The organism is Sorangium sp. KYC3313 (genome assembly GCF_052075895.1).
Lineage (GTDB): Bacteria > Myxococcota_A > Polyangia > Polyangiales > Polyangiaceae > Sorangium > Sorangium cellulosum_B.
This window is the reverse complement of the sequence record NZ_CP197255.1, coordinates 11,610,528-11,628,907: the sequence shown is the minus strand read 5'-3', so window position 1 is coordinate 11,628,907 and position 18,380 is coordinate 11,610,528. Positions and strand designations below refer to the sequence as shown.

11 protein-coding genes are annotated in these 18,380 nt (G+C 73.4%); 7 read left to right on the top strand and 4 right to left on the bottom strand.

Features of this window, described 5'->3' with window-relative positions; all coding sequences use genetic code 11:
* Positions 1-8: 8 nt before the first annotated feature.
* Positions 9-7,859: a beta-ketoacyl synthase N-terminal-like domain-containing protein gene (locus tag ACSRUE_RS44280; protein WP_441288833.1), complete on the top strand. Its 7,851-nt coding sequence runs from the start codon at positions 9-11 to the stop codon at positions 7,857-7,859.
* A gap of 13 nt (positions 7,860-7,872) precedes the next feature.
* Here the strand turns inward: ACSRUE_RS44280 and ACSRUE_RS44275 are convergent, their stop codons facing one another.
* Positions 7,873-8,574 (bottom strand): hypothetical protein, encoded by a 702-nt coding sequence (locus tag ACSRUE_RS44275; protein ID WP_441288832.1) that lies wholly within the window; start codon positions 8,572-8,574, stop codon positions 7,873-7,875.
* Here ACSRUE_RS44275 and ACSRUE_RS44270 point away from each other — a divergent pair.
* A complete protein-coding gene (locus ACSRUE_RS44270; RefSeq protein WP_441288831.1) occupies positions 8,479-9,009 on the top strand; it encodes a GxxExxY protein in 531 nt (176 codons plus the stop codon). The two genes, ACSRUE_RS44275 and ACSRUE_RS44270, sit on opposite strands and share 96 nt — an antisense overlap.
* Positions 9,010-9,499: 490 nt before the next feature.
* Here ACSRUE_RS44270 and ACSRUE_RS44265 read toward each other — a convergent pair whose 3' ends face one another.
* Positions 9,500-10,534 carry a PEGA domain-containing protein gene (locus ACSRUE_RS44265; RefSeq protein ID WP_441288830.1) on the bottom strand — a complete coding sequence of 345 codons (1,035 nt, stop codon included), beginning with the start codon at positions 10,532-10,534 and terminating at the stop codon, positions 9,500-9,502.
* 26 nt (positions 10,535-10,560) lie between these two features.
* Positions 10,561-11,511, bottom strand: a complete 951-nt coding sequence (locus tag ACSRUE_RS44260; RefSeq protein ID WP_441288829.1) for a hypothetical protein — start codon at positions 11,509-11,511, stop codon at positions 10,561-10,563.
* A gap of 191 nt (positions 11,512-11,702) precedes the next feature.
* Between ACSRUE_RS44260 and ACSRUE_RS44255 the strand changes: the two genes are divergently transcribed.
* The 5 genes from ACSRUE_RS44255 to ACSRUE_RS44235 all read left to right on the top strand — a co-directional run bounded on the left by ACSRUE_RS44255 (position 11,703) and on the right by ACSRUE_RS44235 (position 17,887).
* Positions 11,703-13,169 (top strand): formylglycine-generating enzyme family protein, encoded by a 1,467-nt coding sequence (locus ACSRUE_RS44255; RefSeq protein WP_441288828.1) that lies wholly within the window; start codon positions 11,703-11,705, stop codon positions 13,167-13,169.
* A complete protein-coding gene (locus ACSRUE_RS44250; protein ID WP_441288827.1) occupies positions 13,169-14,560 on the top strand; it encodes a formylglycine-generating enzyme family protein in 1,392 nt (463 codons plus the stop codon). Before ACSRUE_RS44255 ends, ACSRUE_RS44250 begins: the two co-directional genes overlap by 1 nt.
* Positions 14,561-14,638: 78 nt before the next feature.
* Positions 14,639-16,015, top strand: coding sequence for a serine/threonine-protein kinase (locus tag ACSRUE_RS44245; RefSeq protein WP_441288826.1), 1,377 nt, complete (start codon positions 14,639-14,641; stop codon positions 16,013-16,015).
* Positions 16,016-16,051: 36 nt separating this feature from the next.
* On the top strand, positions 16,052-17,242 hold the full coding sequence (locus tag ACSRUE_RS44240) for a serine/threonine-protein kinase (protein ID WP_441288825.1): 1,191 nt from the start codon (positions 16,052-16,054) through the stop codon (positions 17,240-17,242).
* 135 nt (positions 17,243-17,377) lie between these two features.
* Complete coding sequence (locus tag ACSRUE_RS44235) at positions 17,378-17,887, top strand: hypothetical protein (RefSeq protein WP_437943862.1); 510 nt, start codon at positions 17,378-17,380, stop codon at positions 17,885-17,887.
* Positions 17,888-18,154: 267 nt separating this feature from the next.
* Here the strand turns inward: ACSRUE_RS44235 and ACSRUE_RS44230 are convergent, their stop codons facing one another.
* The gene (locus ACSRUE_RS44230) at positions 18,155-18,376 is read right to left on the bottom strand and encodes a DUF465 domain-containing protein (RefSeq protein ID WP_437761505.1); all 222 of its coding nucleotides are present in this window, start codon (positions 18,374-18,376) and stop codon (positions 18,155-18,157) included.
* Positions 18,377-18,380 lie beyond the last annotated feature (4 nt).

Genomic DNA, 18,380 nt, shown 5'->3' with positions numbered 1-18,380 from the left:
AGGCCAGCGTGTTCGAGCCCATCGCGATCGTCGGCCGCGGGTGCGTCCTCCCGGGCGCGCTCCACCCCGCGGCCCTCTTGGACAACGTGCTCGCCGGCAGGGACCTCGTGTCCGCCGCGCCCGACGGCCGCTGGCGCCTCTCGCGCGAGCGCGCCCTCGCGCAGGGGGGGCTTCCCGCGCGCGGCGCGCGCGACGTGCGCGACGCGAAGGACCGCGCGTGGAGCGACCGCGGCGGCTACGTCACCGGGTTCGACGAGCACTTCCGCCGCGTGCTCGCCAGGGACCCGTTCCCGCGGCGGGGCGGGCCGCCCGAGTCCCTGCTCGCGCTCGACCCGCTCTTCCAGTGGGTGCTGCACGCGGGCCGCGAGGCGCTGCGCGAGGCGGGGCACGAGGGCCGGTCCGACCGCGCGGGCGCGGTGCTCGGGAACCTCTCGTTCCCGTCGTCGGCGATGTCGGCGTGGGTCGAGTCGACGTGGCTCGGCGATCTCGCCGGCGTCCCGCGGCCCGATCCGCGCAACCGGTTCATGTCGGGGCTGCCCGCCCACCTGCTGGCCGACGTGCTCGGCCTCGGGGCCGGGGCGTTCGCGCTCGACGCCGCGTGCGCGTCGTCGCTGTACGCGATCGCGCTCGCCTGCGAGCGGCTGCAGGACCGCGAGGCCGACCGGATGCTCGCAGGCGCGGTGTGCCGCTCGGACGACCTCTTCATGCACATCGGGTTCTGCGCGCTGTCGGCCATGAGCCGCACCGGGCAGAGCCGCCCGTTCTCGTCGGAGGCCGACGGCCTGGTCCCGGCGGAGGGCGCGGCGTTCGTGGTCCTGGAGCGCCTGTCGGACGCGGAGGCCGCGGGCAGGCCGATCCTCGGCGTGATCCGGGGGATCGGCCTGTCGAACGACGGCCGCGGCCGCGGCCTCCTGGCGCCCTCCGTCGAGGGTCAGCTGCGCGCGATGCGGGCCGCGTACGCCACGGCGGGCCTCGATCCCCGCGAGGTGTCGCTGCTCGAGTGCCACGCGACGGGCACGCCCCTCGGCGACGCGACCGAGATCGCGACCCTCAAGGAGGTGTTCGGCTCCCGCGAGGTCCCGCTCGGCTCGCTCAAGTCGAACCTCGGTCACCTCGTCACGACGGCCGGCGCGGCCGGGCTCCTCAAGCTGCTCGGCGCCATGGCGGCAGGCGTCCGCCCGCCGACGCTGCACGCCGATCCGCTGAGCGAGGCGGTGGCCTCGAGCCCCTTCCGGGTGCTGCAGCGCGCCGAGCCGTGGGAGGGGCGGCGGCTCGCGGGCCTGTCGGCGTTCGGGTTCGGCGGGAACAACGCCCACCTCCTCGTGGAGGCGTACGAGCCGTCCTCGCCGAGGGGCCGCGCGGCCCACGCCGCGCCGCAGGCCGCCGCTGCGGCCTCGCGCCCTGTCGATGCCGGGCGCCCCGCGCCGGCAGGGCCCCTGGCCGTGGTGGCCATGGGCCTGTGCGTCGGTGAGCTCGGCGGCGTCCGGGCCTTCGCGGAGCCGCTCCTCTCGGGCCGCGGCGCTTCGCCCCGCCGGGCGGCGGTCGCGCTGCCCGCGGATCGGCTCCGGTTCCCGCCGCGCGATCTGCAGCAGGCGCTCGCCCAGCAGACGCTGCTGCTCGAGGCGGTGATCGAGGCCACCGAGGGGCTCGCGCTGCCGCGCGATCGCACCGCCGTGCTGATCGGCATGGGCGCCGACACCGAGGTGTGCCGGTACATGACGCGCTGGCGGCTCGCCGAGACGGCGCCGGCGCGGCTCGGTCCGTCGGTCGACGTCGGCGCGCTAAAGGACGCGATCATCCCTGCGCTGCAGGCGGCGGGCGTCGTCGGGAACATGCCCAACATCCCGGCGAACCGGCTGAACAGCCACCTCGACGTCGGTGGCCCGTCGTTCACGATCGCGGCCGAGGAGCTGTCCGGTCCCTGGGCGCTGCGCGTGGCGTCCCGCGCCCTGCGCGCCGGCGCGGTGGACGCGGCGATCGTCGGCGCGGTGGATCTCTCGTGCGAGCCCGCCCACGCGGCCGCGCTCGAGGCGCTCGGCGTCCGCCTGCCCCCCGGCGACGCCGCCGTGGTGCTCGTGCTCGAGCGCCTCGACGACGCCGTCCGGGAGCGGCACCCGGTCCTGGCGGTGGTCGTGGACGAGCCGGCCGACCCTGGTCTCGTGCTGTCGTCCACGGATCTCGCGCCGCGGTTCGGCCACGCGCACGCCGCCTCGGGCCTGCTGCACGTGGCCGCCGCGGTGCTCGCCTGCCGTCACGGCCGCAAGCCCGACGGGGCGCCGTGGCCCGACGAGATCCGGGTCGCCGAGGTCCGCTGCGCCGGCCTCGGCGGCGGCTCGCTGTCGGTCCGCATCGGGGCCGGCGGCCCCGCCGCGCCGCTCCCGCCGCCGCGATCGGCGGAGGGGCCGACGCTCACGCTCCCCGCCCACCCGCCGGCGATCGTCGTGCCCGGCGCGGCCTCCTGTTCATCCCCCGGAGACTCCATGGAACCTGCGCCGCCTCTGCCGTCCGCCCTCGACGACCTGCCGCCGCTGTACCCCGGGCCCACGGGGTTCTCTGCCGCCGACGCGGATCGGGCGCCGTCCTGGGACGAGCCGCCGCCGGTCGGGTCGGCGGTCGTCACGGCCGTCGCCGCGAGCCTCGCGGAGGAGCCGCCGCCGGTCGGACCGGCCGTCGTCGCGGCCGCTGCCGTGGACATTCCGGGCGACGTGATCGCCGGCGCCGCGGCGTTCACCGTGCAGCTCGCGCAGATCCACAAGGAGTGGGCGGAGCAGCAGGCCCAGGTCCACCGTCGGTTCCTTCGGATGCGGCAGCGCGCGCTGGACTCGCTCGTGCAGGCGTCGTCGGGCGCGGCCGCGGTGGTGGTCGAGGCCCCCTTGGCGCACGTGCCTCACGCCGCGCCGGTCCGTACCGAGGCCCCGCGCCTGGTCGAGGCGCCGCGCCCCGCCGCTGCGCCGCGGCCGATCGATGCGCCGCCTCTCGCGCGCATCGAGGCGCTGCGCCCTGCCGCTGCGCCGCAGCTGATCGAGGCGCCGCGTCCCGTCCGCGTCGAGCCACCGCAGCCCGCACGCGCCGAGGCGCCGCGCTCGTTCGAGCCGCGCGTCGTCGAGCCGCCGCGCCCCGCCGCCGCGCCGCGCCCCTCCGCCCAGCCGGTGCTCGCCGCGGCGCCTTCCGTTGCGCCACGCGGCCCCCGGTTCAGCCGCGAGCAGCTCGAGCACCTCGCCTCGGGCCGGATCTCCGACGTGTTCGGCCCGCTCTTCGCCCGGCAGGACGCTTATCGACGCCAGGTGCGCATGCCCATGCCGCCGCTCCTGCTCGCCGATCGGGTCACCGGGATCGACGCCGAGCCCGGCTCGATGAAGCTCGGCACGATGTGGACCGAGACCGACGTGCGGTGGGACTCCTGGTACCTGCACGACGGCGCGATGCCGGCCGGCGTCATGATCGAGAGCGGCCAGGCCGACCTGCTGCTCATCAGCTGGCTCGGCGCCGACTTCGAGAACAAGGGCGAGCGCGTCTACCGCCTGCTCGGCTGCGAGCTCACCTTCTACGGCGGCCTGCCGCGCCCGGGCGACACGCTCGTCTACGACATCCACGTCGACGGGCACGCGAAGCACGGCGACGTGCGCCTGTTCTTCTTCCACTACGACTGCCGGATCGGCGGCGAGCTGCGCCTCAAGACGCGCAAGGGCCAGGCCGGCTTCTTCACCGACGAGGAGCTCGCGAGCTCCGGCGGCGTCCTCTGGGACGCGGACACCGCCGAGCACGCGACGACCGCCCGCCTCGATCCGCCCCGGATCGCGTGCGGGAAGTCCGCGTTCGACCGGGCCGACCTCCTCGCGTTCGCGGCCGGCGACGGCGCGGCGGCGTTCGGCCCCGGCTTCGATCGTCTGAGCACGCACGTCAGGACGCCGCGGATCAGCGCCCCGCCCATGCTGTTCTTCGAGCGCGTCGACGTGTTCGACCCGGCGGGCGGCCCGTGGAAGCGCGGCTATCTCCGGGCCACGCTGCCGATCACGAAGGACGGCTGGTACTTCGAGGGCCACTTCAAGGACGACCCCTGCATGCCGGGGACGCTCATGTTCGAGGGCTGCCTGCAGGCGCTCGCGTTCTACATGGCGGCCATGGGCTTCACGGTGGACGCGGACGGCTTCCGCTTCGAGCCCGTGCCGGAGATCCCGTACCTGCTCCGCTGCAGGGGCCAGGTGGTCCCGGCGAGCCGGGTGCTCACGTACGAGGTGTTCGTCGAGGAGGTCCACGACGGCCCGTGCCCGACGGTGTTCGCCGACTTCCTGTGCACGGTCGACGGCCTCAAGGCGTTCCACGCCCGCCGCGTGGGCCTGCGCCTCAGCCCCGACTGGCCGCTGGCGAGCGCCCCCGAGCTGCTCGACGGCCACGTCGAGCCGGTGCCGGTCGCGCGCGTCCCCTGGTCCGAGACGGGCGCGCCGCCGCCGGACGGCGCCGCCTCGGCGGGACACGCGGACGCCGGCGGCTTCCCGTTCGATTACCGGAGCCTGCTCTCGTGCGCCTGGGGCCGGCCGTCGGACGCGTTCGGCCCGCTCTACCGCAGGTTCGACGGGGGCCAGCACGTCGCCCGGCTGCCGGGGCCGCCGTATCACTTCATGAGCCGGGTCCTGTCGGTCTCGCGCCCCATGGCGTCGATGAAGGCCGGCGCCGAGGTCGAGGTCGAGTACGACGTCCCGGAGGACGCGTGGTACTTCGACGAGAACGCGAGCCTCACGATGCCGTTCGCGGTGGTGCTCGAGGCCGCGCTCCAGACGTGCGGCTGGCTCGCGAGCTACGCCGGCTGCGCGCTCTCGACCGACGGCGCGCTGTACTTCCGCAACCTCGACGGCAAGGGCACGCTGCACGCCGAGGTCCTGCCGGCGCCGGCGCCGGCAGTGAGCGCGCTGCGCACCCGATCGCGGCTCACGAACATGTCCCGGTCGGGCGGCATGATCATCCTCTCGTTCCGGGTCGAGTGCAGCCTCGGCGGCGCGCGGGTGTACGACCTCGACACCGTGTTCGGCTTCTTCCCGAAGGCCGCGCTCGCGACGCAGATCGGGATCCCGCCGAGGCCCGAGGAGGTCGCCGCGCTCGATGAGCCGTCCGATTTCGAGGTCGATCTCCGCGAGCGCCCCGCGCGGTACTGCGGCGGCAAGCTCGGGCTCGCGCGGCCGTCGCTGCTGATGATCGACCGGATCGACGGCCTGTGGCAGGCCGGCGGCCGGAAGGGGCTCGGCCGGCTCCGCGCGCGGCGGGACGTGCACGCGTCGGAGTGGTTCTTCAAGGCCCATTTCCTGGGCGATCCCGTGCAGCCGGGCTCGCTCGGCATCGAGGCGATGCTGCAGACGATCCAGTTCTGGATGCTGCACCAGGACCTCCACGCGGGCCTCCGCGACCCGCGGTTCGAGCCCGTGATGACGGGGCACGAGCACTCCTGGCGGTACCGGGGCCAGGTGCTGCCGGCCAGCCGGCGGGTGACGGTCGACACCGACATCCTCGAGGTCGGCCGCGACGACCGCGGGCCCTACGTCATCGCCGAGTCCTACCTCTGGGTGGACGGCCTGCGCATCTACGGCGCGACGCTCGGCGTGCGGATCGTGGACGGCGCCTCGCCGCGGGCGCGGCGCGACGTCGGCTTCGACCCGCGCGCGAGCGCGCGCCGCCTCGCCTCGCTCCCGGGCGCCGTGGGCGGGAGCCCGCGCCTGCGCCCGCAGGAGCAGCCCGCGGCGAAGGCCGCGCCGGCGCCGGCGCTCGACGACGTCGAGGAGGTGCTGGACCCGGACGGGTGGGTCGCGGACCACCGCCCCACGTGGACGGTCCCGGCGCTCCCCGGGATGAGCATGGTCGATCGGCTGGCCAGCGCCGCGTTGCGGGCGCGCCCGGGGAGCGTGGTCGTGGCCGTGGAGGACGTGGTGGTGCTGCGCTGGCTGCCCGTGCCGGGGCCTGTGCGCGTGAAGGCCGAGGCGACCGGATCCGGCGACGTCCTCGACGTCCGGCTGCTCGCGTGGCGCGAGGCATCGAACCCGGCGCTCTCGCGGTTCGAGCCCGTGTGCACCGGCCGCGTGCGGGTGGCCCGTGACTACCCGCCCGCCCCGGCGCCGGAGCCGGCGCTCGACGCGCCGGAGGCGGACGATCCGTACGCGGCGGGGACGCTGTTCCACGGCCCTGCGTTCCAGTACCTGACGGCGCTCCGCCTCGGCGCGCGCGGGTCATCGGCGGTGCTGGACCCCCGGAGGGGCTCGGTGCCCCCCGGCACGCTGCACCAGGGCATGCTCGACGCGCTGACCCACACCATCCCGCACGACCGGCTGTCGCTGTGGGATCCGGAGTGCCCGCCCGCCCAGATCGCGTTCCCGTCGCGCATCCCGTCGCTCCGCCTGTACGGGCCGGCGCCCGGGTCGCCGGTGCGCGTGGAGGTGCGTTACGAGGGCCGTGACGATCGCTTCGTCTCGTTCCGGGTGCAGGCCATCGCGCAGGCCGGGGCCGAGGCGGGAGAGCGCGTCTGGCTGGAGCTCCGGCTGGTCGAGGTGCTGCTCCCGCAGGGGCCGATCGGCGGCGCGCCTCCCGGGATCCGCCGGGCGTTCCTGCGCGATCGCGCGCCGGTCGACCTCGGCGTCTCGCGCGTCGACGCGGCGTCGGGCGAGGCGCGCTGCAGCCCCGCCGACGTGCGCACGATGGACTGGATGCCCGGCACCGTGGCGCAGCTCTACGCCGCGTCGGGCGACCTCGTCGAGGCGGCGGCGGTGAAGGATCACGTCGCGCGGCGCGCGGGCGTGCACCCGTCGACCGTGTCCCTCGACGGCCTCTCCTCGGCGCAGCCGCTCACGCGCTGGCCGTTCGCCGTGGCGCGCGAGGGCTCCGAGGTCGTGGTCCGCGACGCGGGCCCGCCCGTGATCGACATCGCGCCTGTCCGCCGCTACTGGGGCGCGGCCATGGGCATCGGCCGGTGGCCGGCGGAGGACCTGTACTTCGGCCTCATCGAGCGGTTCATCCGCCGGGTGCACGTCGTCGATCCCGCGGCGTTTCGCGCCGTGAAGGGCCGGAGCCTGCTCTACCTCGGCAACCACCAGGTCGGCGTGGAGTCGCTGCTGTTCGGCATCGCCGTGTCCGGCCTGACGGAGGTCTCGACGGTGACGCTGGCCAAGGCCGAGCACCGGACGACGTGGCTCGGCACGATGCTCGCGCACTGCTTCGCGTACCCTGGCGCGCGCGATCCGAAGGTGATCACGTACTTCGATCGCGAGGACAAGGCGTCGCTCGGGAGCATCATCGCGGAGCTCGGGGCCGAGATGCAGGGGGCCGGCAAGGGCGTGATGGTGCACGTCGAGGGCACGCGGTCGCTCGATTGCCGCACGCCGGTGCGCAAGATGAGCGGCTCGTTCATCGACATGGCGCTCGCGGTGGGCGTCCCGGTGGTGCCGGTGCGCTTCTCCGGCGCGCTGCCGCCGGAGCCGCTCGAGCGGCGGCTCGAGTTCCCGCTCGGCATGGGCGTGCAGGACATCTGGATCGGCCGCCCGCTGCTGCCCGAGGAGCTCGCGGGGCTGACCTACAAGGATCGCAAGGACCTCGTGATCAGCGGCATCAACGGGCTCGGCCCGAGCAACGCGGAGGAGCAGCCGTTCCCCGGGGATCCTGCGTTCGCGGCGTCGGTGGACGCCTGGGTCGAGGAGGCGGGCGTCGCGCACGAGGACGCGACGGTCTTCCGGGTGCTGCAGGCGTGCGCCGACCCGACGCCGGAGACGGCGGCGATCCTGGAGGCCGCGCGCACGGGGCGGCTCGTCGCGCCCGACGCGCGGCGGGCGGACTGGCTGCGGAAGCTCGCCGCGCGGCTCCTCGGGAGGCGGCTCGGGGGGTGAGCCGAGGTGGAGCTCATCGGGGCCATCCCTGTGAGCGCGCGACAGCGCAGATTGCTTCGGCGAGCTCCGCTCCGAAGCGCTGGAAAGCGGGCAGTGTGCGCAGCGCCTCGAGGCTGACCTCTTCGCCGAACAAGCGGTAGAGCCGCTCCGGCTTTCGTCTCATCCCTCCTTCTTTCAAGATTCGCCCCAGCGCCAGCTTGGGATCGGCCTCGCGCTCTGGCTCGGCGGGGAGAGCTGATTGCGCGCCGCTGCTGAGCAAGGTCCGGAAGACCTCGGCATCGGCCAGCATCCGCGCCTCGGTCTCGACATCGCAGGCGCCGGGAAATATAGCGACAACGCGAACGAGGACAGCAGTCGATCGTCTTGCCGGTGTGCCGCCGCGCGAAGCGCGGTCGGCAGCAGCGGCTTGTTGGGAGGGAGACAGAGAGAGATTGCACAGGGAGACGTGGAGGCGGGGAGGAGAGAGATATATATAGATCAAGGTGGAGAGGCGAGAGGTGGGCCATTCTTCGAGGCCGCTCGCTTGGGGGTTGACTGCTTTCAGGTCGCTCGTTTGCGGGGCGGTTCCCGGTGACGTCAATTCGCGCAACCAGAGCTGGTTTTGCGTCGATACATACGCATGAGCATGGATTCGGCACGGGGTGACAGGGAAACGAGAAGATTGTGGGATCTGTCCGAGCGAGTCATCGGAGCGTGCATCGAGGTGCACCGCCACCTCGGTCCCGGGCTCCTGGAGTCTGCCTACGAAGAATGCTTGTGTCGTGAACTGTCGCTCATGGACTTGGGCTTCGCGAGGCAAAGGCCACTTCCAGTGACCTACAAGGGGGCGACGCTCGAGTGTGGTTATCGACTCGACGTTGTCGTCGAGGAGAAGCTCATCCTGGAGCTCAAGGCCGTCGAGCACATGCTGCCCGTCTATGGAGCTCAGGTGCTCACATACCTGAAGCTGACGCACCTGGACGTCGGGTTGCTCGTCAACTTCAACACGCCGGTGCTCCGCCGCGGGATCCGACGCCTGGTACGTCGCGATGCGGAGGCTGTCCGGTTCTCCCGATGTCGCACCGAAGACGGCCACCCCAGCACCACCGGCCGCCCCGCATCGATGCCGCCCGAAGCAGCCGGCGCCGAGCCTGATGGCTCGAACGACTGATCCCCATCTCTCGCCTCCCCGCCTCCCCGCCTCCCTGTGAATCTTTCCTTCTTCCTCTCCGCCCAACGAGGAGCGGCAAGAGAAAGTCGTAGTCACTCGGACCTTCCGCATAGCGTCTTGCGCGTAGGTAGAGCCGCCTGCCGGTCATTCGGCGGCCTCGCTGGCCGTGGTCTCGAGAACCGCGTCAACCTCGCGCAGCGACACGGTGCGGGCACCGTTGCCGGGCCTTTCTAGAACACCAATCAATCATGTTGAAACCCGGAGAATTTCACAGGGAGGCGAGGAGGCGGGGAGGAAGAAAAAAAAGAATCTCTCCTTCTCGCCGTCTCTCGCTCTCCGCCTCCTCGCCTCCCTGTGAAATTCCCGCTTTTCTCGGGGTTTCAACCCGTTTGTCGCTCTAGCTGCCCCACCACCGTACGCGCGCCGCTCGGTTGCCTCGCGCGCAGCACGGCGGCCCTGGCATCTGGGCGCCTCGCGCGCCCGATGCCGCTCACCACCTGATCGCCGCCGGCTCCGCGACCCAGTTCAGGCTCCCCCCGTTGTAGTCCGGCTCCGGCCGCGTCAGCGCGTACGTCAGCACCACGCCTCCCGTCACCACGGCCGCCGCGCCCGTCCAGAACCACCACCGCGTCCACAGCGACGGCCGCACCGGGATCAGCTTGGCCGTCAGATCCGCCCGCTGCCCCGCGTGCAGAGCGAGCGTCGCCGCGTACGTCTCGAACCCGTCCCGCACCACCTCGATCCTGTACTTCCCCGGCGGCCGCTCGAGGTCGATGGGCGCGAGCCCGGCCTCGCGGCCGTTCACGCGCACGAGCGCCTGCGCCGGCTCCGCGCGCACGGCCACGCGCGCGGGGAGGATGTCCAGGTGCAGATCGAGCGTGGCCTTCTCCCCCGGCCGGTAGGTCTTCTGGACGAACGCGTCCTGGCGCCCTGGCCGCGCCGCGCGGAAGAGGTGGACCCCGGGATCGAGCTCCACGGTGAAGCTCTTCTCCACCGGCGCCGCCGCGCGCTCGGCGGTCCCGGGGAGCGTCACGAACACCCGGGTCCCGTCGTCGGTGGCCAGCCGGAGCGCGCGCCCGTCGACGGTCAGCGGGGTGCCCGGGGGATCCAGCGTGACCGCCACCCGGACCACGAGCTGATCCAGCTCGGCGACGAACGCCCTCGCGTCGTCGATCTGCGCGGGCGCCAGGCCCTCGGTGCCCGCGAGAACGCGGCGGAAGGTGCGGCGCGCGGCGGCGTAGCGGCCCAGGGCGCGCTCGCAGAAGCCGATGTTGTACTGGACGATGGGCGCGTCCCGCGCCGCCGCCGCCTCCTCGAAGGCGGCGAGCGCCTCGCCCCACTGCGCGTCCTTCGAGCGCTGCACGCCGAGCAGGAACGCCGCCCTGCCACGCGCGGTGCGCTCATCGACCGCCGGCGCCTCTGCCGGCGCCGCCGCTGGACCCGGCGCCTCGGCGCGCGCGCGCCCGGCCGTCGAGAGATCGACCGCCGCCACGACCAGGCCACCCAGGATCCATCGTGTCCGCATCGTACCCCTCGTCCCTGGCCGCCCCCTCAGTCCGTCCCGCCGCAAGCGATCTCGCAGTGGGCGAGCGCGCAGTCGAGCCCGGCCTCGTGGGTCGCCACCGCGTCCGGGAACATGACGTCACACTCCAGGAGACAGGCCTGGTCCCCGACGTCGCACGGGACCTTGCAGTTGTCCAGCAACGCACACTCGATCTCATGCTGGCAAGCCGCCATCTCATCGGCGCAGTGCAGGTTCTGGCACTTGACGCAGGGGTCCAGCGGCTCATTGCCGCAAGCGTCGTCGTCGAAGCAGAAGTACTGCATACACGCCATCCGGTGGCCGTAGGCGGCGTAGCCGGCGGCGTGCGCCTGGTAACACGCGCTCTCGCAGGGCGAGAAGGCCGCGTCATCCGGGTCCTCGGCGCACGCCTTGACGCACGTGACAAGGTCCTGGCAATCCTGGTCGTCTCTGCAAGCCTGGTAGGTCTCGCAGCAGCGCTCGTCCTCGCACTTGTAGCAGGTGTTCGGATCCGTCGACGGCGAGCACGTCTGGTTGAAATCCGGGTCTGTCGGGGCGGGGATCTGACCGCAACCGGCGCACGCCGCGCCCGGGCCGGCGAGGCGGCAGTCGATGAAGGCCTGCTTCGCGCTCTGGCCAAGAGAGCCGGTGACGGGCGGGCACGCCTGCTCGCACGCGATGTCCGCGTCCCCACCTGGGCCCAGCGGACAAGCGTCGAGGCAGTCGAGGTAGGCGGCGCAGCCCGGGTCGGCCGCGCAGGCGTTCACCTGGGACAAGCACGCTGTCTGCTCCACGCACGTTCCGCACGAGCTCGCGCCGTACGTGGCCTCACCGCCGCCACCGCCGTTGCCGGCGCCCGATCCCGTGCTCGCCGCCGCTCCCGGATCTCCGGATGGGGAATCGCCGTCGCACGCGGGGGAGAGCGCCGCCGCGATGGCTACGGAGAGCGCGGCGAGCACTGGCCGGGTGACCCACGACATACAATCTCCTCGCGAGCGGCAGAGCGATGTTCGGGTGATTCGGGGGATTCGGATGACGAGTGATTCGGGTGATTGGGGGGATTCGGATGAAGCGGCGAAAGAACCCTCTTGGCCTCGCCCCTCCTCGATGATAGCGAGGAGACTACCCCTGGGTCCTGTCGGGCGGCAACGAGAAAGGCGAAAGGCGGCAGGTGGTCGAACCGACACGCGCGCTCTCGATCCTCGTCGTGCTCGCTGCGGCGGGGCTCTCCGGCGCCTGCGGCGAGCGAGAGCGACCGCAGCTCCTCGTCGTCGTGGACACCGACGCGCCGGTCGCCGCGCAGCTCCTGGCAGACCCCTCCATCTCGCCGGAGGCGGTCATCGATACGGTGCGCATCGACGGGTTCGACGGCGCGTGGCGCCCGGGCTGCATCGATGACGTCGACTGCACGGCGAACTTCGTCCTGCCGGACCCTTCGTCCTGGCCGTTCTCCTTCGGGGTGGCCGCGCCGGAGGAGGGGAGCGCCGTGCTCCGCCTGCGCATCCGGGCGTTCCGCGGCGCCGTCGCGACGCGGGGTAAGGACTCCATCGAGGGGAGGGGGTTCTCGACCATCGATCCTCCGCCAGAGGCCGCCATCGACCGGCTGCTCGAGGTCGCGCTCCCCGTGTCCGGCGTGGTGACGGTGCAACTCACGCTCTCGGCCGACTGCCTGGGCGTGCCCGCGTCGCTGCGCAAGCCGCCGCACACATGCATCGATGCCTCCAGGCGGACGGCGGCCCCATCGGAGGGGGTCCTCGTCGGATCAGGGGCAGAGAGGGGCGCGACGCGCGCCGGCACGTGGTCGCGCGCGCGGGAGGTCCCCTGCGGCGCCGCGCCCGAGGGCGCCGATGCCGCCTGCATCCCCGGTGGATTCAGCGTCATCGGCCAGGCCGAGCTCGCCGGCGTCGACGAGCAGAGCGATGTCTCGGTCGTGCCGCCGCGGCCGGTGCATGTGGGCCCGTTCTTCATGGACAGGACGGAGTTCACGGTCGGCCGTCTCCGTGCGCTGCTGAACGAGGGGCTCCTCCACGCCGAAGCCGATGACATCGTCGGGCCTGATCCGGGCAGGGCGGGGCTCGCAGACTGCCGCTGGCTGGGCGCCGCCTACGGAGCGAACGATGGATATCCCCTCAACTGCATCTCGTGGCGCCTTGCCCGGGAGGCGTGCAGAGCGAGCGGCGGTGATCTGCCGACGGAGGCGCAGTGGGAGCACGCCGCGCGGGGTCGAGGGCAGGGGCGGATCTATCCCTGGGGTGACGCGTCTCCGGCGTGCTGCACGGCGAGCGCCGGGCGCGGGACGCTGTGCCCTGGCGATCCGGGGCCGGAGGAGGTCGGCTCGCATCGGCCCTCGGCGACGTGCGGTGGCCTGGGCGACAGCTCCAGGGATGGCGTCCTGGATCTCGGCGGGAGCCTGAGCGAGCTGTGCGCCGACAAGCTGGTTCCGTACGGAGAGGGCTGCTGGAGCGCGCCCGGGATCTTCGTCGAGCCCCGCTGCGACGATGACGGCATCAACGCGCGCGCCGCCCGCGGCGGAGACTGGGCCAGCGGCCCCGCGAACACGAGACCCGCGTTCCGGAGAGGCGATGTCCTGGACTCGCTGCACGGCTTCCGGTGTGTCTACGCGGGCGGTGCGCCGTGATGGCTCGTGGCCTGTCGACGGCGCTCGCGGCCGCCGGGTTTCTGCTGTCGGCGCTCTCGGCGTGCGCGCCCGAGCCGCGCCAGTGGCTCGTCAGCGTCTCCACGGACGCGCCGGCGCCCCGGTTCGGTGATCACCTGCTGCTCGAGGTGATGGGCGAGGGCGCGATCTGCACCGGCTGCACGCGGCTCATCGGGGTGGATGGGCCGGACAGCCTGCCCGTCAGCTTCGGCGTCGTCCCGGAGGAGGAAGGCGCCGCCGTGCGGGTCCGCGCGCGGCTCTACCGGGCCGAGCAGGCGGGCCCCGACGGCCTTCCCCGCGGTCCGGCCTTGATCGACGCCGTCGCCAGGCTCCCGCCGCTCGATGGCGAGACGCGCGTGGCCCTCGAGCTGTCCATGCGCTGCTTCGGCGTCCCGAGCCTCCCCGAGCAGCGCGCGACGTGCGACCCGGAGGCGGGCGCGCTCGCGCCGGAGCCGGTGCTCCCGCTGCTCTCCGAGGTCGGAGCCCGGCCCGAGCCCGGCTCCTGGCCGAGCGCGGCCCCGGTACCCTGCCAGGGGCCGGCGCCGGCGGGGATGGTGTGTGTGCCCGGAGGGGTGTTCCTCCTCGGGACGCCGCGGCCCGGATACACCGTCGATCTCGACGAGCTGAGCCAGCCCGAGCGCCTCGTGCAGCTCGGCGCGTTCGCCCTCGACGCGGACGAGGTGACCGTGGGCACGGTCCGGGAGCTCGTGGCGACAGGGCAGATCCGGTCTGCGCCCGTGGACAGGGGCCTCGACGCGCCGGGGTCGGATCTGGGCGCGTGCACGTACCTCGGCGTGTCCGACGGCGCGAACGACGCGCTGCCCGTCAACTGCGTCACGCACGCGCTGGCGGAGGAGGTCTGTTCCGCGCGGGGATTGCGGCTCCCCACCGAGGCTGAATGGGAGTACGCGGCCGGCAACCTCGATGACGAGACCGCCTATCCCTGGGGCAACGGCGGGGATCTCTGCGCGATGGCGCTCCTCGGCAGGGGTCGGGGCAGCGGGGAGGTCGACCAGGGCGTGTTCGAGAACTCCGGCTGTCGCCCGCTCGACGCGCCGGTGCCCTGGGGGCCTGTCGTAGGAGGCGCCCCGAGCGACGTGACCGCCCTTGGCATCCGGAACCTCGCCGGGAGCATGTCCGAGTGGGTGGCCGACACCTTCGCTCCCTACGCCGCGCCTTGCTGGCAGTCGGGCGGGCCGCTCCTCGTCGATCCGGTGTGTCGCGAGCCCGCGCCCGGCGCGGCGCCGGGCTTCTCTTATCGCGGGAGCTCCTGGTCGGGTTACAAGCTGGGGGCCCGGGCCACGGCGCGCAGCCATGAGAGGGCGTCGGCGTTCAACCCGGCCACCGGCTTCCGCTGCGCGCGGCCGATGTGACCGCGCTGCCGCGGATCGGGGCCGGCCGGCGACCGCGAACCGCTGCGTCCGGGTGGGAACCACGGTACGCTGCCGCTCGTGCCGGACGATCTCCAGGGCTCCCTCCCGGCCGGCAAGATCATCGCCGGGCGCTTCCGGATCGAGCGCCTCATCGGCCGCGGCGGGATGGGCGAGGTGTACGCGGCCAGGAACGTCGGCACCGGGCGCGACGTCGCGCTCAAGATGATCCGCGGCGTCGCCGACGCCGCGCAGACCCGGCGCTTCCTCCGCGAGGCCAAGGCGGCGACCGCGATCCAGCACCCGAACGTGATCGAGGTGCTCGACGTCTTCGAGGAGGACCACGCGCCCGTGATGGTCATGGAGCTGCTCCGCGGCGAGCCGCTCTCCGGGCTGCGCAAGCGCAGGGGCGCCCTGCCGCTGTACGAGGCGGCGCGCCTCCTCGTGCCGGTCGCCTCCGCGCTCCGCGCCGCGCACGAGAAGGGGATCGTGCACCGCGACCTCAAGCCGGACAACATCTTCCTCTCGGAGCCGCAGGCCGGCGGGTGCGTGCCCAAGGTGCTCGACTTCGGGATCGCCAAGGTGCTCGACCCGACCTCCATCAGCGCGGAGACGCAGGGGGGCAACACCAGCACCGGCTCGATCCTCGGGACGCCTCATTACATGTCGTTCGAGCAAGCGATGAGCGAGAAGGACATCGATCATCGCGCGGACATCTGGGCGATGGGCGTCATCCTCTTCGAGGCGCTCACCGGCCGGAGGCCGCTCGAGTTCGAGAACCTCGGCGAGATGTACACGGCGTTCCTGCAGCGCGAGGTGCCGTCGATCCGCTCGGCCGTGCCCGACCTGCCCGCGGACGTCGCCGGGGTGCTCGACCGCTGCCTGCAAAAGCGGCGTGAGGATCGGCTCGACGATCTGGCGCCGCTCGTCGAGGTCCTCGGCCGCTACGCCGATCCCACGTCGGCGGGCGCGCTCGCGGGAGGCAAGGTCGTCGGCGCGCTCGCGCCGCTCGCCGCGCCCCTGAGCTCGGGAGCCGTCGCGGCGCCTCCGGCCCTCGCGGCCCCCGGCGGGCGCGCGAGAGCGCTGAAGAGGGCGTTCGCGGTCGCGGCGCTCCTCGCGGTGGCCTCCGTGGCGGCGTTCGCTGCGCTCCGCCCCCCGCCGCCGGACGGGCCTGCCGCTCCGGTCCCCGCCTCGGCGGAAGCGGTGGTGGAGCCGCCGCCCACGGCGGTCGCGGTGCCTCCAGCATCCATGCCGAGTTCGCCCGCGCCGCCCCTTCCCGCTGGGGACGAGCCTGTGCTCGTAGGCGTCGCGCCGCCCGCGGCGTCGTCGTTGTCCAGGCGGCCCTCACCGAGCGCGCTCTCAGGCACGTTGAAGGCGCCGGCGCCATCGGCGACGCCGTCCGCGCCGTCGGCGCCGGCGACGCAAGCGCGGGGGATCGTCGACCAACTCCCGTACTGACGGCGAGCGCGCCCCGCGTTACCCTGCTCCCGCGCCATGGAAGGTCAACGTATCGCCGGGAAGTACCGCCTTGCCCGGCTCCTCGGCAGGGGCGGGATGGGCTCGGTGTGGCTGGCAGAGCACCTGTCGCTGCGCACGCCGGTGGCCATCAAGCTCATCGACGTCGAGGCCGCGAAGAACGCGACCGCCCGGGCGCGCTTCGACCGTGAGGCGCAGATCGCGGCGCGGCTCCGCAGCGCCCATGTGGTCAAGGTGCTCGACCATGGCCTCACCGACGATGGATTACCGTACATCGCGATGGAGTGTCTGGCAGGCGAGAGCCTGCGCGATCGCCTCTCCGCGCGCCGGCGCCTGACGGCGGCGGAGGCGGCGAAGATCGTCTCTCACGTCTGCCGCGCCCTCTCGCGCGCCCACGAGGCCGGGCTCGTCCATCGCGACATCAAGCCGGAGAACATCTTTATCGCGCGCGAGGATGATGGGGAGATCGTCAAGATCCTCGACTTCGGCGTGGCGAAGGTGACAGACGCGCTCGCCGTCACCGGCATGGATCCCACGCGCACGGGGGCGCTCCTCGGGACGCCCTACTACATGAGCCCGGAGCAGGCGAAAGGCCTGAAGAGCGTCGATCACCGGTCCGATCTCTGGTCCCTGGGCGTCGTGGTCTACGAGTTCCTCACGGGGGAACGTCCCTTCACCGCCCCGGCGCTCGGGCCGCTCATCGCCAAGATCCTGGGGACGCCCCCGCCCGCGCTGACCGCGGCGGCGCCGGGCGCTGGCATCCCGGTGGAGGTCGAGGCCTGGATGCGGAAGGCGCTCGCCGTCGAGCCGGACGCGCGCTTCGCCTCGGCCCGGGAGCTCTCCGAGGCGTTCATGGTGGCGTCGGGCGTCGCCGACTCGATGGATCGCGGCTCCTCCGCGGGCCTCCCCGACGGCAAGCCGCCCTCGGCCGTGCGCCCCCCTGCCGGGGTGTGGGAGACGGCCGACACGGTGGCCTTGCCCTCGGGCGACGGGCAGGCGCCGGTCGCCGCTGCGCCGGTCGTCGCTGCGCCGCAGCCCCCGGCTGCGCCGCGGCCCCCGGTCGCCCCCCTGTCGTCGGCGACGGGGCCGGGCGCGGTCGCGGCCGCGCGCCCTGTTGCGCCCGCGCGCGGCCTCGTCTGGGCGGTCGTCCTGCTGGCGGTCGCGCTGCTCGCGGTGAGCGGCGTCCTCGCCGCGACGCTCCTGCGCTGACGGCGCTCCGCTGGATGCGGAGCGCCGCGGGCGTGCGACGGTGCCGGGGTGCGTCAGCGGCCGGCGTGGCGCGTGGTGTGTGGCGCGCTGCCTTCGTGCTTGATCGCCTGGCGACGCGGGAGATACCCTGCGCGCATGCGCCGCCTGGTCCCGTGCGTCCTCCTTCTCTCGTCCTTCGCCCTTGCGTCGGGTTGCGCGACCTACACGCAGGATCTCGATCGCGCCCGCAGCCACTACGAGGCGAACCGGTTCGAGCAGGCGCTGGCGCTGTTCCGGGTGCTCGAGCACGATCAGGACTCGTTCTCGGTCCCGGAGCGGGCGCAGTACGCCTACCTCCGGGGCATGACGGACTACCGCCTGGCCGACCTCGCGCCGCAGGGCACCGGCGTCGCCGATCCGCGCAAGGGCTACCGCGACAACGCGCGCCACTGGCTCGGGCTCGCCGCGGCGACCGAGAAGCAGGCCCCCGGCGGCATCACCAGCGAGCAGAAGAACCGCCTGACCGAGACCCTCGCGGACCTCAACCGCGACGTGTACGGCGGCGCCGAGGCGCTGCCGGAGGGGGGCGCCGCGCCGCAGACCGACGCTCCCGCGTCGCCCGAGGAGCCGCCGCCGGCGTCGGAGCCGTCGGCGCCCACGCTCTGACCGCCGCGCGCTGACGTCCCCGCTCGTCGCGCCTCGCGGGCGTCGACTCGGGTGCGAGCACCGCATTGCGTGCGCGCGTCCCTGCGGGCACGTCCACCGCGGCGATCGGGCATGGGCGCGTCCCAGCAGCGCGCGCAGATCCGTGCGACGCGCGCAGCGTGCGAGCGGCCCATTGCGTGGGCGAGCGGGATGTCTGGAATAGAACGGAAAGGGGCGGGGGGTGCGCCGTGTGTGGCGCAGGATCGAGGGTCGGCGAGGGGTCGCTCGCTACGACAACCGCCGGCGCAGGGATTCGATCTCGTCCTTCGCGGCGAGCTTACGCTTCTTGAGCTGGGCAGCTTCCATTCTCTCCCCCGGTGTCAGGAACGCCCGTCGACCCAGCTGCCTGAGGCGTGAGTCGAGCTCGCGATGACGCGCTTCCGCCATGCTCAGCCGCTGCTCGGGGCCGATTCCAATCACCGCGCGAGGAGAGATGATCTGATGCTTCATGTGC